At 43.2% G+C, this 15829-nt stretch carries 15 protein-coding genes; 8 read left to right on the top strand and 7 right to left on the bottom strand.

Going from position 1 to position 15829, the window contains the following annotated elements; translation table 11 throughout:
* Positions 1–64: 64 nt before the first annotated feature.
* From SCJ97_05515 to SCJ97_05485, 7 genes are all read right to left on the bottom strand, one after another.
* Entirely contained in the window at positions 65–1000 is a 936-nt protein-coding gene (locus SCJ97_05515) for a glycine betaine ABC transporter substrate-binding protein (GenBank protein MDW7739501.1), read from the bottom strand.
* A gap of 55 nt (positions 1001–1055) precedes the next feature.
* A complete protein-coding gene (locus SCJ97_05510) occupies positions 1056–1781 on the bottom strand; it encodes an ABC transporter permease (protein ID MDW7739500.1) in 726 nt (241 codons plus the stop codon).
* Positions 1782–1784: 3 nt separating this feature from the next.
* Complete coding sequence (locus SCJ97_05505; protein ID MDW7739499.1) at positions 1785–2897, bottom strand: betaine/proline/choline family ABC transporter ATP-binding protein; 1113 nt, start codon at positions 2895–2897, stop codon at positions 1785–1787.
* Positions 2897–3634 (bottom strand): ABC transporter permease, encoded by a 738-nt coding sequence (locus SCJ97_05500; protein ID MDW7739498.1) that lies wholly within the window; start codon positions 3632–3634, stop codon positions 2897–2899. The genes SCJ97_05505 and SCJ97_05500 overlap by 1 nt, the downstream gene beginning before the upstream one ends.
* Positions 3635–4008: 374 nt before the next feature.
* A complete protein-coding gene (locus SCJ97_05495) occupies positions 4009–5457 on the bottom strand; it encodes a trimethylamine methyltransferase family protein (GenBank protein MDW7739497.1) in 1449 nt (482 codons plus the stop codon).
* 18 nt (positions 5458–5475) lie between these two features.
* Complete coding sequence (locus SCJ97_05490) at positions 5476–6918, bottom strand: trimethylamine methyltransferase family protein (protein MDW7739496.1); 1443 nt, start codon at positions 6916–6918, stop codon at positions 5476–5478.
* Positions 6919–7117: 199 nt separating this feature from the next.
* Entirely contained in the window at positions 7118–8059 is a 942-nt protein-coding gene (locus SCJ97_05485; GenBank protein MDW7739495.1) for a carbon-nitrogen hydrolase family protein, read from the bottom strand.
* Positions 8060–8300: 241 nt separating this feature from the next.
* Here SCJ97_05485 and rimP point away from each other — a divergent pair, with 241 nt between their 5' ends.
* Genes rimP through SCJ97_05445 form a run of 8 tightly spaced genes read left to right on the top strand, consistent with a single transcriptional unit; the run spans position 8301 to position 15825 of the window.
* Positions 8301–8822 (top strand): ribosome maturation factor RimP, encoded by a 522-nt coding sequence (rimP, locus tag SCJ97_05480; GenBank protein MDW7739494.1) that lies wholly within the window; start codon positions 8301–8303, stop codon positions 8820–8822.
* Complete coding sequence (gene nusA, locus SCJ97_05475) at positions 8815–10065, top strand: transcription termination factor NusA (GenBank protein MDW7739493.1); 1251 nt, start codon at positions 8815–8817, stop codon at positions 10063–10065. Before rimP ends, nusA begins: the two co-directional genes overlap by 8 nt.
* Complete coding sequence (locus tag SCJ97_05470) at positions 10061–10330, top strand: YlxR family protein (GenBank protein ID MDW7739492.1); 270 nt, start codon at positions 10061–10063, stop codon at positions 10328–10330. The genes nusA and SCJ97_05470 overlap by 5 nt, the downstream gene beginning before the upstream one ends.
* Positions 10331–10385: 55 nt before the next feature.
* Positions 10386–12509 carry a translation initiation factor IF-2 gene (infB, locus tag SCJ97_05465; protein ID MDW7739491.1) on the top strand — a complete coding sequence of 708 codons (2124 nt, stop codon included), beginning with the start codon at positions 10386–10388 and terminating at the stop codon, positions 12507–12509.
* 47 nt (positions 12510–12556) lie between these two features.
* Positions 12557–12940 (top strand): 30S ribosome-binding factor RbfA, encoded by a 384-nt coding sequence (rbfA, locus tag SCJ97_05460; GenBank protein ID MDW7739490.1) that lies wholly within the window; start codon positions 12557–12559, stop codon positions 12938–12940.
* Complete coding sequence (locus SCJ97_05455) at positions 12912–13886, top strand: bifunctional oligoribonuclease/PAP phosphatase NrnA (protein MDW7739489.1); 975 nt, start codon at positions 12912–12914, stop codon at positions 13884–13886. Before rbfA ends, SCJ97_05455 begins: the two co-directional genes overlap by 29 nt.
* A gap of 12 nt (positions 13887–13898) precedes the next feature.
* The gene (gene truB, locus SCJ97_05450; GenBank protein MDW7739488.1) at positions 13899–14813 is read left to right on the top strand and encodes a tRNA pseudouridine(55) synthase TruB; all 915 of its coding nucleotides are present in this window, start codon (positions 13899–13901) and stop codon (positions 14811–14813) included.
* 16 nt (positions 14814–14829) lie between these two features.
* Entirely contained in the window at positions 14830–15825 is a 996-nt protein-coding gene (locus SCJ97_05445; protein MDW7739487.1) for a bifunctional riboflavin kinase/FAD synthetase, read from the top strand.
* The last annotated feature ends 4 nt before the right edge of the window (positions 15826–15829 follow it).

Genomic DNA, 15829 nt, shown 5'->3' with positions numbered 1-15829 from the left:
TTTCTTGCTTAATTACTTACCTGCAATGTCTTTTAAAATTCATTTTGGTAAATCATGAATATGGTTAGTTAATAAAGCCCTGCTCTCGTAACCACTCCTCGGCAACTTCTTCGGGCAGGTAATCTTCCTCATCAACTAACCGGTTCAAATTCGACATATTCTCATTGTCAAGAGCACTGGCTATGGGATTCAATATATCGGCAATTTGCGGTGCCTCCTCTAATTTGTCCTGACGGATAACAGGAGAACTATTGTAGACCGGATGGAAGTATTGGTCATCTTCGAGAATAACTAAATTAAATGGAGTTATTCGTCCATCGGTACCAAAACCCATAGCACAAGCAAGATCTCCATCTCTCAAAGCTGTGTAAAGAATTCCATAATCCATAACGTCCACACTATCAAATTCAAACCCATAGTGCTCGAGTAAACCCGGAAAACCATCGTCACGGGTCGAATATTCATGGTTACTACCAAAAATCCAACTACCCGGATCAGGCGCATCAACGCCTTCGTTGATTGCCGCTGCCAAGTCACTGATTGATGCAATTCCCAGGGCTTCGGCATCAGCCTGACGCATCATAATAACGTATGTATTATTATATTGAGTGTAATCGAGCCATACCAGTCCGTTTTGCTCCAAATCGGTTGCTTTTACCAACTGGTAGCATTCTTCAGGGTCTGTAATAACATCAAAACCGAAATAATTTACCAAAGCTGTTCCGGTGTATTCCCAGTAAAGATCAATTTCTCCTGCTTCAAGGGCTTCCCGTGCTATAACGGTGCCGCCGAGACCTGTCTCATCAACTACTGTAAACCCCTTATCTTCCAACGCCAGGATTGCAAGCTGGCTTAGAATAAGAGACTCGGTAAATTCTTTTGAACCGACAACAACAGTAACATCAACGGTTTCATCTTCAGGCTGACAGCCGGCTACAAAAAATAAACCGGCAATCATCAGCGCTATCAAGCAAAATAAAGCAAAACGTTTCAAAGTCATAAAACATATACCCCCTTATATTTTACCTACTAAAGAAAACAGCCAAATTTATATTTTAACCAACCCACTTAACCAGGTTTTCTTCAATTCTGGCAATATAATAATCAAGAATGATAGCGGTAAGCGCCGCCAGTCCGGCACCGGTAAAGACAATCATATCCCGGCGCAGTGAGAGGCCGGTTACGATAAGGTCTCCGAAGCCGCCACCACCGATAAAGGTGGCAAGTGTAGCTGCACCGACATTGACCACAATCGCGGTTCTGATTCCGGCCACGATAATTGGGAAGGCAAGCGGCAGTTCTATCTTTGTGAGGACCCGAAAAGGACTCATACCCATGCCTACTGCCGATTCAATTATACTTTTCGGGACATTGATAATACCGGCAAAAGTGTTGCGCAGGATCGGTAAGATGGAATAGAGAAACAGCGCGAATACAGCCACCCTGAAACCGAGTCCCAAAATAGTAAAAAAGAGAGCCAGGATCGCCAGGCTTGGAATAGTTTGACCCACGTTGACGACATTTTCTACTCCACGACCAAGATAATAAAGTTTAGGCCTTGAAAGCATAATGCCTACTAAAATACCGAAAATAATAGCGCCAAACATCGAAACAACCATCAATTGCAGATGCTCCCGCAGCCCCTTTAAAACATTGTTGTAGGTAAGGGCACGAGCAACCAGGGAATCGGTGGGATTATTAACCGTGTAAACAACGATAACCACGCCGATGGAGATCAAAATCAGCGGGAGGATGACCCAGCGCCATAGCTGTTTAGTCATGGTTTACACATCCTCCTTCACAACATTCAGCAGATCACCCAAGGTTATAGTTCCCTGGTACTGGTCATCTTCGTTAACCACTGCTACAAAACCCTCGCCGCATTCGAGCATCACCGACAAAGCATCGTTCAATGTGGCATCGCTGGTTACAGAGTGATCGACCTCCTGGATATAATCGGCAGCCACTTCACCCGCTTTCCGCTTCAGATCAGCAACACTGATGATTCCTTTTAACCGATTATCCCGATTAACAACCATCACGGAACGCACTTCGCTTTCTTCCAGCCTCTTCTTCAAATCATCCAGCGGCATATCTTCGGTGGCTGGTTTCATGCGATCAACATCTTTTAAAATTTCACGTATGCGTATTAGGTGAAGCCTTTTAATTGAGCGGTTACGGCCTACCAGGTTGGCCACGAATTCATTGGCAGGAGTACTGAGCAAGTCATTTGGTGTAGCGTGTTGAATTAATTTCCCCTCCTGCATGACAGCAATGGTATCTCCCATCTTGATCGCTTCGTCGATATCATGGGTAACAAAAACAATGGTCTTGCTGATTCTTTCCTGAATCCTTAAAAATTCATTTTGCAAGCGAGCCCTGGTAATTGGATCAACTGCTCCAAAAGGTTCATCCATCAGCATAATTGGCGGGTCGGAAGCCATGGCCCTGGCTACGCCAACACGCTGTCGCTGGCCACCGCTCAGTGCTGATGGATAGCGTTTTCCATAGATCTCCGGATCGAGACCAACCAGGGTTAGCATTTCAGCTACTTTCTTTTTGGTTTTCTCTTTTGGCCATTTTTTTTCGTTTGGTACTGTAGCCACATTTTCTTCGATAGTGTGGTGCGGGAAAAGGCCAATTTCCTGGATCACGTAACCGATATCGAGGCGGAGCTTGATAGGGCTCATTTTCAAAGCATCTTTTCCGTTAATATGAATCGAACCGCTTGTAGGCTCATGGATGCGGTTAATCATCTTCATCGTTGTTGTTTTGCCGCATCCTGAAGGTCCGACTAATACACAAATATCTCCCTCTTTTACTTCAAGGTCCAGGTTATTAACCGCAGGGTTTTGTAAACCCGGGAATTTTTTTGTTAAGCCTTCCAGTTTTATCATTACTTAGCCTCCCCCGTTTTACCAATGGCAATCAGCTTCCGTTCACCCCATGATAAAATAAAATCAAAAGCCAGGGCTATAATTGACACACCCAAAGCTCCGACGATGATCATCGGTTCGTTGGAACGCGAAATACCCTGAAATATTAACTCGCCCAGCCCTCCGGCGCCAACATAAGCAGCAATAGCTCCAATACCGACGATCATAACTGTCGCCGTGCGAATACCCGCCATGATCACCGGCCTGGCCAGCGGAATCTTAATTTTTGTTAAAACCCGCCATTCAGTCATGCCCATGGCAACTGCAGATTCAACTATCGCCGGGCTTATCTCTTTAATCCCCGTGTAAGTATTGCGCACAATCGGCAGCAAACTGTAAAGAATTAAAGCCACCACCCCGGTGGTGAAACCGATCCCAAACAGGGGAACCATAAAAGCCAACATAGCCATACTGGGTATGGTCATTAGAATCTGGCATACTGTGAGGACGGAAACAGCCAGACTGCTTTTATAGCTGATCATTACTCCAACAATCACCGATATAACCACAGCAATACCGATTGAAACCAGCACTAACCAGATGTGCTCAACCATCAATTCCCAAACTAAGTCGCTTCGCCTTTGTAAATAAATAATGACTCTCGAAAAAGTCGACGGAGTTGCCATAGTTTGCTGAACTATGAAGTTTGAAAATGTACAGTACATTTTGCTGCCAAGCAAAATAAGTTGCTCTGCCATTTACCTTTGAACCACCCTCCCCGTTTTATATGAGGTACAAACGATTGAAAAATATTAGAACTGACTTGGTTAAACTAAAGTCGCTAGATCTGTGTCAGAGATATAACCCAGAAAAAGGAATAACCAGTTAAGAATAAAACTGCGAGGATAATTTGACTTTTATGCGATATATTGTTTATTTGCTGATTATAATTAAACTGTAAGACAATCATCTCATATACACAAATCATGCACAAACTGCATATATGCAAGCATATCTGCAGTATATTGCCGATTAAGAAGTATTTACGAAGAGACCACAATTTATGCAACCAGACGCTTGCAGAGCATATGAGAGACTCTTAGAATCCATTTTTTAATAATAGATGCTTATTTCATTCACCTTCTTTCAGAAACGGGTAATTCATAAAAATTTCGCTCTCCGTATTTTCAGGCAGCGATTGAGCATAATGATCTTCTAATATTTGATCGGTTATTTCGCGGGCAAAATCGATAGCATTCCTTTTCCCTTCTCGTAACCAGGCTGCATAATTTGTCCGAACTGCGACTTTTGGCATAAAGAGTTCATGGCGCATATTTCTTACGGTATGATCAGATGCCAGATAGTTGCCACCCGGGCCAACTTTACATATTTCTTCCAATGCAAGGGTGTCAGAAGTGATGCGAATTCCCTCCATTACACGAAGGGCCATACCAATTATTTCATCATCGAGGACATATTGTTCATAGGCGACTGTCATACTACTATCGATTTGACCGGCTGCATTATGTATCAGCTGAGCTCCGGCTATCGCCGGCAGAAGGTTATTCATACACTTTTCATAACCGTTTTGGATATCGAAAATTTTGGACTCGGTAACTCCACCGGTTGAGTACATAGGCAGGTTGTAAAAGGAAGCCAGCTGCGCACAGGCCGCATTCATAATACCGTTTTCCACCGCCCCGAAGAGAAAATCCATGTTTTTCATGTTTGCAGTAGTGGGAACAGTGCTGTAAAGTGCAGGAGCGCTTTCTTTAATAACCTGGGTCAATAATATGCCGCAAATAGCCTCCGCATTTATCTGGACCAGACTGCCGGCAAGGGTAACCGGTGCGGTGGCACCGGCAATGGGTGCACAGGAAGTAGCAATAGGAATTCCTGCATTAACAAGATCAAAGATAAAATCAACATAGCGGGTGTCCATCTTTAAAGGGCTGATTGTACTGCATATAACAGAGATCAAGGGATTATTCCGCAGATTTTCTTCACCGCCGGCGAATATTTGAGCAAGCCGGATCACATCCCTGGCTCCTTCTTTACCACCGTAAATGCCACCCATAACATGTTTGCCGGTGTTCTTCAAACCGTGATAAAACCTGGCAATATCGACTTCTTCTTTGGGGCATTCATTCGGATATAATGGTAAACAATACCAGTGAATATTTGGCAGAGCATCAACGAGACGGGCTATATCGGCAATATCACTGGAAACTGAAGGTCTGCGCTTACCGGATTTTCTGTCAAGAATATTCAATGCCGTTCCCCCGGTGCCGAAATAAACTCGGTTCGGTTCAACCACAAGATTATTATTCTCATCCCGTCCATATAAAGTAATCCTTGCCGGAGCCTTATTTAAGTATTTCATCACCCAATCCTCGTCTAGTTGAACCAGTTTGTGGGTGAAGTCCACACGAGCACCTTTTTCATGAAATAACTGCAGGGCTCTTTTATTATCAATAAGCAATCCGGATTTGGATAGTACCTGCATGGAAGCTTCGTGTATAGCCTTTATATCATTTATGGAAAGAGGTTGATAGAAGTTTGCATAGGTACCTTTTAACAAAATAAAACCTCCCAATAACTAAAGTTTTTTTAGTCCCCTGTTCCTGGAAAATAGAAGATTTTCAAGGTCTTCAGAAAATCCCGGTGCTTTTTGGCCGGCAAGGATCTCTTTTGCTTTTTCACGTGCTCTCTCGAATGTATCTTTCGAGCCTTCTTCAGCCCATACGCTGCGCTGCTGTCGGTCGGAGAGGCGGGGAAAATAAAACTCTTCCCGGACATGTTTGACCGTGTGGGGGTGATCCAGAAAATGACCTCCCGGACCAACATCTGAAATAACTTCGTTTGCGATAGTTTCCTTGTCGACCTTTATACCACGAACAGCCCGAAGAATCATACCAACGGAATCGTTGTCAATAACCATTTTTTCATAGGAAAGAGTTGTGCAGAATTCCAGAAGACCGAATGCATCGTGGATGTAGTTGCATCCTGAAAGAGCCACCACCATCGCTGTGTTTGCGCTTTCATAACCGGCCTGGGCATCAACAACTTTTGAATCGGACATGCCGCCTGTACCATAAACAGGTATTTTATAATATTGGGCCATTTGAGCGCATCCGGCGTTTATCAAAGCTGACTCAATACTTCCAGCCATATAGGTCCCGGTGCGCATATCCATGATACTGGATGTTGATCCATAGATTGTCGGAGTGCCTTTGTTCACCAGTTGCGCCAGAACAAGTCCACCCAGCGATTCTGCATTATTTAAAGTGATCGTTCCTGCCAGGGTAACCGGTGAATTCGCCCCGGCCAGAGGTTCTGAGGGAGTGGCTACGGGGAGACCTCTTCTGGCGATTTCAATTAAAAAATCGGTATAGGTTACTTCCATAACTAGTGGGCTCATCATTAGTGTAATAAAGGAGACAAAGGGGCGTTGGCGCAGTTTTTCTGATCCACCGGCTATCTGTTCTGCCATTTCGATCACTGCCAGTAAACCTTCCATGGTGTAGATGCCACCCATCACATGCTTTGAAGTATTGGCCAGCGCATGATAGAAGCGATTAATATCAACATTTTCTGTTTTAACATCGCTGGGGTAGCAATTGATTACAAAAAAAGCAATATTATCTAAAGCATCTGCCAGCTTTGCATAACCTGCCACATCTTTAACCTCAGTAAGACGCTTCCTGCCATTTTCAAGATCGAGTGTGTTGAGGACGGTTCCCCCGGTTCCTAAGTATACATTGGCACCTTCAAGAATAAGGTCATTTTTCTCTTCCCTTCCGCAAAGGACTAACGAAGAAGGTGTTGAATCAATAGCTTCTTCAAGCATCGACCGGGGAATTTTTACGATCTGATTATCATGATCCACCTTCGCATGGTGATCAGAAAAAATTTGCCTGGCGCGATCATTATGCATTTTAATTCCGGTATTTTCTAACAGGTTCACTGTTGCTTCATGGATTGCAGTGATATCTTTTTCGGAAAGAACTCTAAGGTTGCTGCCTTTCCAGTGCTTAAACATTAAAAATTCTCCTTTTTTCGCGGTTTTTACTGTTCTATAAATATACTTTTAAGTGACAATTAATATTTAAGCAATATTAATGCCAGATTTAAGAAATCAATATAGAGCTAAAAATAAAGGGGATAGAGGCAAAATGGGAATTAATGGTGTGCACTTTTAAAAATACTTATCAAATATGCAAAATTATTATAGTAGGGAGTTAATCTTTGTAGACAAGATTACGGTAAAAATGTTCGAAGTCTATACGGTAATTAAAATCATCTTTTTCTTTAATGCTCTGCTCTTTAATGTCAACGTTTCTGATAATCAACAGTTCCTCGTTAATGTTAGATGCCTGAAGAAGTTTCATCCCCGAGGGGGCCCATATTCCGCTTCCCCCCCAAAAGTATTCCTTGCCTTTTTGATGACGCCCGACCCAGTTAATACCGAGGCTCCAGACCTGATTGTACGCAGCCTTTGATGAATTCATCAGATCCCATAGAAATCCATAATAGTGGTCGGTCCGGATATTCATGTTAGAATATTCCCTGATTGCCTGAGAGCGCCAGGCAGCGATAGTCACTATGGCATCAACGTTGTCAATAAAAGCATACTGACGTGGAAGTTCAACATAGCAAAGGTCGTAGCAGACCAAAAAACCAAATTTGCCCCACCTGGTATCGATACTGAGTCTTTTATCAGTTCCCTGTCTAAAATATGTTTTTTCAATAGGAGTTAAAAATACTTTGGCGTAAATCTTATCCTCACTACGGTAATCGAATTCAGGACATAGAATAAAAACACAGTTAAAATAGCTGTTTAACCTTTTTCTAACATTGCCGTAAATTATATACTCCAATCTGTTAGCGTTGCTATGCAGGCTGTTCCTGACATTCTTCAGCCATGATCTAATCCTGTTGTTTTCGCCTTCTGCCAATAGATCGGTAATCTGTTCTTGATGTTTTGTATTCCAGATATACCCTGTTACACTGAGCTCCGGAAAAACAACTATATTAACATTTTTATTATGAGCAATCTCAATTATCTTATCCATTTTATCCAGGTTACACTGAACACTTGGTGATCCATATATATTGGCCAAAAGAACTGTCGGTAGGTTTTCGTTTTCTGAGAACTTTCTCTCCACAATCCTGAAAGGCATCATTTAGCACCTCTATAATAAGACTAAGCTTAATGACTAATACGAAACAAATAGTTTATTTCCTGCCTGATTGAAAAATATCCAACCTTATTATATTATTGCCTTTTGATGTTTTTTGTGGTAAATTAATTTCGGTAAATGTTTTTTCGGCGAAGGGTGGGATTTCCCACTCTTTCATGTTAGTAGGGGAAAATACAGCTTTAGATTTTCTCTTTTTTCAGGTAAAAGAAGAGGTGATCCGGTGAGCAGGGAAGAGACAAGGGAGATGTTGATTAAATTAATTGAACCGCTGGTGGAAGATCTGGGTTTTGAACTTATCCAGCTTGAATATGCCGCGGGTAAGCATGGGTTACTGCATCTCCACATTGACCGTGAAGGCGGTATAAATATAGAGCACTGTGAGCTGGTAAGCAGGGAAGTGTCTGATCTGCTGGACAGGCGTGATCCTATAGAGCATGCCTATACCCTGGAAGTATCCTCACCGGGTTTGGAGCGTCACTTAAGAAAAATAGAACATTTCAGACGTTTTATCGGTGAAAAAGTTAAACTGAGAACAACAGACTCTTTTGATGGGCATAATAAATTAAGCGGAGAACTTATCGAAACCGGGGACGACTGGGTCAGAATAAAAACGGTAGACGGTGATGAAATAAAAGTCCCCCTATTATCTATCACCAGGGCAAACCTCTGGTATACCGGCCCCGAGAAAAGAAACTTTTTAAAAAATAGTCGGAAGGGAGGTTGGATTCCAAAAAATGAATAAAGACCTTTTTGCAGCACTTGAAGCTTTGGAAAAAGAGAAAGGGATCAGCAAGGAAGTTCTTTTTGAAGCGCTTGAGGTTGCTTTAATTTCAGCCTATAAAAGAAACTTCCAGTCTGCACCGGCAGTACGGGTAAATATCGATCGTGATACGGGAGATATAAAGGTATTTTCTCAACTGAAAGTTGTTGAAGAAGTAGAGTCAGATCAGCAGGAAGTGAGCCTTTATGAAGCAAAGGTCTACGATCCCCGCTGCCAGATCGGTGATATTGTTGAAATGGAAGTGACACCGAAAGAATTCGGCAGGATAGCTGCTCAGACTGCAAAGCAGGTAGTAATTCAGAGAATCAGAGAAGCAGAAAGGGAACTGATCTTTGAAAGCTTTGTAGATAGAACTGAAGAAGTGATTACCGGATTGGTGCGCAGGTTTGAACAGAGAAACGTGATTATCGACCTGGGCAGGACTGAAGCCATTTTACCCGTTGATGAACAGATTTCTTATGAACGTTACCGACAGGGTGAACGGGTGAAAGCTTATATTATGGAAGTAAAGAAAACTACAAAAGGGCCCCAGATAATTGTATCGAGAACCCATACTGGTTTCCTGAAAAGGCTGTTTGAAATGGAAGTGCCGGAAATTTACGAAGGTATAGTTGAAATCAAGGCGGCGGCACGTGAGTCAGGGCACCGTTCAAAACTGGCAGTAATTTCTAATAATCAGGATATTGATCCTGTAGGTGCCTGTGTTGGCCCGAAGGGAAGTCGGGTTCAGGCAATTAGTAACGAGCTAAAGGGTGAAAAAATCGATATCGTCAAATGGAGTGAGCAGTCAGAAGAATACATTGCGAACGCACTCAGTCCGGCAAAAGTTGCCGAGGTTATTCTTGATTCTGAAAGTAAAACAGCCACTGTAGTTGTCCCTGATAACCAGCTATCACTGGCAATCGGCAAAGAAGGGCAGAATGCACGGCTGGCTGCTAAAATTACCGGTTGGAAGATTGATATATCGAGTGAAAGCCAGCACGCAGAAAAAGGGCTATCGGCAATTGGACTTTCAGAGGACATTTCTTCTGACCAGGACAGGGAAACTGATGAATTTGAAAAAGAAGTGGATTTGATTTCAGAAGAGGTTGAAGAAACCGTTGCATTAGCTGATGAGAGCAAATCAGACGAAGCCGAAGAAAAAGCAGCGGATAAACCCGAAGGCGAAGAGTTGCCTGGGGAGGATCCGGAAGAAGATGATTAAGAAGAGAAAAATTCCCCTGAGGATCTGCATCGGATGCCAGGAAAAGAAACCGAAAAAGGAACTCGTTCGGATTGTCAGAACTCCGGAAGGTGAAATAGCGCTTGACCTGACCGGTAAAAAAGCCGGCAGGGGGGCATATATCTGTTCACAGGAGGTTTGTTTTAATAAAGCGCTGAAAGGAAAACGATTGGAAAGAAACCTGCAGCATCCCTTATCGGAAGAAGTGGTTAAGGACATTTTAACACTACTGGCCAAATATGAATAATTTTTAAAGCTGCGGGATAATTATGGGGAGGGCTCATTTGATGGAGGTGTTGTAAATGAGTAAAGTAAGAGTATATGAATTGGCGAAGGAACTGGGAATTAACAGTAAAAAATTAATTGAAGTTATGGAAGGTATGGATATAAAGGTTAATAACCATATGAGCACGGTGAGTGATGAAGATGCAAAAAAGATTATCGCCATCCTGACCGGTAAAACTGATCAAAAAATTAAACCTGAAACTGTCAAAATCCAGGAAAAACCTAAAAAAGCAGAAACTGTCAGCAAGAAAAAAGAGAAAGTGGCAGTGAAAGAGCAAGAGAAAGAGAAAGAAAAAGAGAAAGAAAAAACAATCGAGTCTGAACCGGTTCCTCCAAGTAGAAAAGCGAGAAAAGCAATTCAGGAAGAGAAAAGAGCAGCTATGCTCAAAGCCCAGCGACCGAAGATAAAACTGGAAGGGCAGGTTACAGTTGCCGAAATGGCCGGAAGAATTGATATAACTCCGGCTCAGCTCATTAATTATCTTATGGAAAACGGGGTTATGGCCAACATAAATCAGTCGCTTGCCCCGGAAACGATCGAGCTCGTTGCAGAAGAGTATGGTTATGACCTCAATTATGTAGAAGATCCGATCGAAGAAGAACTCCTGGCGGTTTGTGAAGACGGTGAGGGTATTGAGATTTTAAGGATCCCCGTTGTTACAGTTCTCGGGCATGTTGATCATGGAAAGACTTCTCTGCTTGACGCTATCCGAAATGCCAATGTTACCGCAGGTGAGGTAGGCGGGATAACCCAGCATATCGGAGCATACCAGGTCCAGGTTGATGATAAAAAGATTGTTTTCCTCGATACACCAGGGCACGAGGCATTTACCTCGATGCGAGCCCGGGGAGCTCAGGTAACCGACATAGCTATTCTGGTCGTTGCTGCCGATGATGGTGTAATGCCGCAGACAATTGAAGCTATAAACCATGCAAAAGCTGCCCAGGTCCCTGTTCTGGTTGCTGTCAATAAAATCGATAAACAGGATGCAAATCCGGAAAAAGTAAAGCAGCAGCTTTCAGATCATGGACTGGTTCCTGAAGACTGGGGTGGAGATACAATATTTGTCAATGTCAGTGCTATTCGTGGCGATGGCCTTGATGAATTGTTGGAGATGATTTTACTTCTGGCAGAAGTGGGAGAACTGAAAGCATGTCCGGAGCGTCCTGCGCGCGGCACAGTAATCGAAGCCAAGTTGGATCGGGGACGAGGTCCGGTTGCTACCGTTTTGGTGCAGGATGGTACTTTAAATATTGGAGATTCGGTTATTTGCGGTTCTATCGCCGGTAAGGTGCGAGCGATGATCAACGACCGGGGCGATAGGATTAAAACTGCCGGACCTTCAACTCCGGTTGAAATTCAGGGCTTGAACGATGTACCCATGGCCGGTGATATTTTTCAGGTGGTCAGCGATGATCGAATCGCCCGCCAGGTTGCTGAAAAGAGAGCGGTTAAGATAAAAGAGGCTACCCAAAAAGTTCAGAGGGTTACGCTGGATGATCTCTTCAACCAGATTCAGGAGGGAGAAGTTAAAGACCTTAATCTCATCTTAAAAGGTGACGTCCAGGGTTCGGTTGAAGCGCTTCAGGATGCCTTATTCAAGCTTAGCCTCGACGAGGTTCAAATCAAGGTGATCCATACAGGAGTAGGAGCGATTAATGAATCAGACGTAATGTTAGCCTCCGCTTCCAATGCCATTGTGATCGGTTTCAATGTACGCCCGGATGGCAATGCACGGAAACTGGCCGAACAGGATCGGGTTGATATAAGGGTTTACCGGATTATTTATGAAGCGATTGAAGACATTAAAGCAGCTGTTACCGGGATGCTCAAACCGGTTATGAAAGAAGTAATTCTGGGGCAGGCTGAAGTAAGGCAGGTCTTCAAAGTTTCCCGGTTGGGCAGTATTGCCGGATCGTATGTCACAGAAGGAAAGATTACCCGGAATGCACTGATCAGGGTAATTAGAGATGGTACGGTAGTGCTCGATTCAGGGCATATAGGTTCATTGAAAAGGTTTAAAGATGATGTGCGTGAAGTATTGACCGGATTTGAATGCGGTATATTGTTGGAGAATTATAATGATCTCCATGAAGGTGATATTATAGAGGCATATGTCATGGAACAGGTGGCCCGTTAGAAAATAGATTCAGATGCTTTACAGATCGGACCGGGGAGGTAATTTAAATGTCGGAAAACAGAGTCCGACGGGTTGCTGAGCAAATTAAAAAGGATATAAGCCAGATTATCAGCTCGGAATTAAAAGATCCCCGCATAGCCGGAATAACCAGTGTAACCGAAGTTCAACTGTCAAGAGATCTACGCTATGCCTCGGCTTATGTAAGTGTTTATGGCACTGAAGAGGAAAAAGAAGAAATGCTGCAGATATTGACCAAGGCATCAGGATTTATCCGCAGTGAAATCGGAAAAAGAATCAGGCTCCGTTATACACCTGTGGTCAATTTTTACCTTGACAATTCGATTGAATACGGTGCCCATATCGACAGTGTTATAAAATCATTAAAAATGGATGAGAAGACCGATGACGAAGGATCGAAAAAAGATAATTGATGTTTTAAAAAATGAAAAGGAATTTTACCTGATTTCACATATGTTGCCGGACGGGGACAGTATAGGTTCCCTTTTGTCCATGGGGGCCGGTCTGCGACTTATCGGCAAGAAGATCGACATGTTTACGCCGGGGCATATTCCACGCAAGTATGAGTTCATGATCGGCTCCGGTGATGTCAGGCATGAAGATATGCTGGAAGATCATAACCGAACGGTTGTTGTACTTGACAGCAGCGATCCGGACAGACTTGGGATATTTAAGGAAACGGTTCTGAAGAGCAGGCAGATAATCAATATTGATCACCATGTTACTAATCAGCGCTTTGGACATTTAAACCTGGTTGATCCGAACGCCTCGGCAACAGGAGAATTAGTTTTTCATATCCTGCATGATGTCGGTGTTAAATTAAATGCCGGAATCGCTGAAGCACTGTATGTAGCTATATCGACTGACACCGGATCTTTTAAATATGACAATACTACACCCGATACACACCGGGTTGTTTCATCGCTTCTTGAATACGGTCTAAGTCCAGGGGCTCTTTCTCAACGTATGTTTGATGAAAGGCCATTGTCATTCTATATCCTTTTGAAGGAAGCGCTGGCCAGCCTTGAAATGTACGAAGAGAGAAAAATTGCCGTGATGACAATCAGCAAGGATGTAAGGGAACGCAGCGGAGCGACTACGGATGATCTCGAGGGCATTGTAAATTATTCGCGTAATATCGAAGGTGTTGAGCTGGGCATATTATTTTACGTTGAAAACGAGAATGAGGTAAAAGTCGGATTCCGCTCAAAAAGCCTTGACGTAAGTGTGCTTGCCGGTAAACTAAATGGTGGCGGCCACGTCAGAGCGGCAGGCTGCCGACAGTACGGCGATTTTGAAACAGTTAAAAAAAGGGTTATGCAGGAATCTTTAAATATGTTGCGTGAACTGTCGGCTTAAAGGAGCAGCGCAGTGAATGGTTTGATTATTGTCAATAAACATCAGAATGTTACTTCCCACGATATAGTAAATATAATTCGCAGGTTGATTCCGGCAGTGAAAATCGGCCATACAGGAACACTGGATCCAATGGCGACAGGCGTACTGCCAATTTGTATAGGAAAAGCAACCAGGCTCGCTGAATATATTACAGAACTTCCGAAGAAATACCGGGCAGGAATAACCCTGGGAGTAGCCACTGATACTGATGATGCAACGGGAATTACAACTGCTCATTCCGAAGTGCCCGGGCTAATAAAAGAGCTGGTCGAGGAAGTCATGCACAGTTTTGAAGGGACAATTTTACAGAAAGTGCCGGCCTATTCAGCAATCAAATACAAAGGTAAGCCGCTTTATCATTGGGTCCGAAAGGGCAGTGAAATACCGCGTAAGTTAAGAAATATTGATATTTACAGCATTAAACTGATCCGCTATGATCCCGATTTTGCGCCTCATTTGCTTATCGAAGTCGAATGTTCGAAAGGAACCTATATCAGGACTCTTGCCTTTGATCTGGGAGAGAAAATTGGTTGTCCGGCCCATCTTTCATTACTGGAAAGGCTTTCAGTTGGTTTATTTACTATTGAAGAATCACTAACTATAGACGAAATTCATAAACTTGCCGATGAGTCAAAGCTGACAGAAGCGATATTACCGATGGACAGAGCTGTTGCTCATTTTCCGAAATTGGAATTGAATAATAAACAGGTTCTGGAGTTGAGCCAGGGTAAAGTGATTGAATGGGACAAAGATCTTCCCAACTTTTCGATCGTAGAAGGTTCAAAGCCAATCAGGGTTTATGATGAGGCTGGGCAATTCAGAGCGCTTGTCCGACTGAAAAACGATGAGTATAGGCAATTTATTAAAACGTTGAAATACCTGTCTTGAGAAAGGTGTGCACCTGATGGAGATTGTTAACGGCCTGGAGCGATTTCAGGTAAAAAATAAACCTCTTATGCTGGCATTGGGTAACTTTGATGGTGTCCACAGGGGGCATCAGGCAATTTTAAAATCGATGATTAATAAAGCGGAAAAGGAAAATGCCTTTTCAGCAGCGCTTATATTTGATCCCCACCCGGTGATAGCTCTTCAGCCGGAGAAAAAACTGATATTACTGACAGATATTGCAGATCGTGCCGAGATAATGGCGGAGCTTGGCCTGGATTACCTACTGATCGAAACTTTTAATGAGAATGTTTCGAAGCTAACTCCAGAGCAGTTTGTCCGGATGATTTTAATTGAAAAGCTGGGTATTAAAGGTGTTTTTACCGGGGAAGACTATAATTTTGGTTATAAAGGCTCCGGCAGTTCGGAAACCATGCGCTATTGGGGTAAGGAACTTGGTTTTACGGTGGAAATTACCGATATGGTAAAATATGAAGGGAAAGAAGTCAGCAGTTCAATTATTAGATCGTTGATTTTGGCCGGTGCGGTGAAGGATGCAGCCGATCTGTTGAACTACTATTTCTTCAGGCAGGGCAGAGTGATTAAAGGTTACGGGATCGGACGTAAAATGGTTTATCCCACGGCCAATATCGAGGCTTCAAAGCGTCTCTTATGGCCGGGAAAAGGTGTTTATCTTACTGCGGTCAGTAATCTAAATGAAGATATTTTTTACGGTGTGACCAATGTTGGCTCGCGTCCCACTTTCTCCGATCACAGCACCGCTGTGGAAACACACATAATTGATTTTAACGGTTCCATCTATAACCGGGAAATCCGCCTTTGCTTCCTGGAAAAACTTCGTGACACCCGGATGTTCACGTCAGTTGTGGAATTAAAAGAACAAATTGGCCGGGATATTGAAAAGAGCAGAGAACTGATAAAATTTTACCGGCAGGAAAAATCAGGGAGTAGTATTTCTTTACAAGCAGGTTGTTCTGTGCTAAGATACATATAGTTTG

The sequence above is a fragment of the Bacillota bacterium genome (genome assembly GCA_033549065.1).
Taxonomy (GTDB): domain Bacteria; phylum Bacillota; class Dethiobacteria; order DTU022; family DTU022; genus JAWSUE01.
The sequence above is the reverse complement of the archived record's forward strand: the minus strand, read 5'-3'. Positions and strand labels throughout refer to the sequence as shown.

Bases quoted from the DNA above. Each gene is read 5' to 3' on its own strand.
- SCJ97_05515 (MDW7739501.1), bottom strand. From the start codon at position 1,000: ATGACTTTGAAACGTTTTGCTTTATTTTGCTTGATAGCGCTGATGATT.
- SCJ97_05510 (MDW7739500.1), bottom strand. From the start codon at position 1,781: ATGACTAAACAGCTATGGCGCTGGGTCATCCTCCCGCTGATTTTGATC.
- SCJ97_05505 (MDW7739499.1), bottom strand. From the start codon at position 2,897: ATGATAAAACTGGAAGGCTTAACAAAAAAATTCCCGGGTTTACAAAAC.
- SCJ97_05500 (MDW7739498.1), bottom strand. From the start codon at position 3,634: ATGGCAGAGCAACTTATTTTGCTTGGCAGCAAAATGTACTGTACATTT.
- SCJ97_05490 (MDW7739496.1), bottom strand. From the start codon at position 6,918: ATGTTTAAGCACTGGAAAGGCAGCAACCTTAGAGTTCTTTCCGAAAAA.
- SCJ97_05485 (MDW7739495.1), bottom strand. From the start codon at position 8,059: ATGCCTTTCAGGATTGTGGAGAGAAAGTTCTCAGAAAACGAAAACCTA.
- nusA (MDW7739493.1), top strand. From the start codon at position 8,815: ATGAATAAAGACCTTTTTGCAGCACTTGAAGCTTTGGAAAAAGAGAAA.
- infB (MDW7739491.1), top strand. From the start codon at position 10,386: ATGAGTAAAGTAAGAGTATATGAATTGGCGAAGGAACTGGGAATTAAC.
- rbfA (MDW7739490.1), top strand. From the start codon at position 12,557: ATGTCGGAAAACAGAGTCCGACGGGTTGCTGAGCAAATTAAAAAGGAT.
- SCJ97_05455 (MDW7739489.1), top strand. From the start codon at position 12,912: ATGACGAAGGATCGAAAAAAGATAATTGATGTTTTAAAAAATGAAAAG.
- SCJ97_05445 (MDW7739487.1), top strand. From the start codon at position 14,830: ATGGAGATTGTTAACGGCCTGGAGCGATTTCAGGTAAAAAATAAACCT.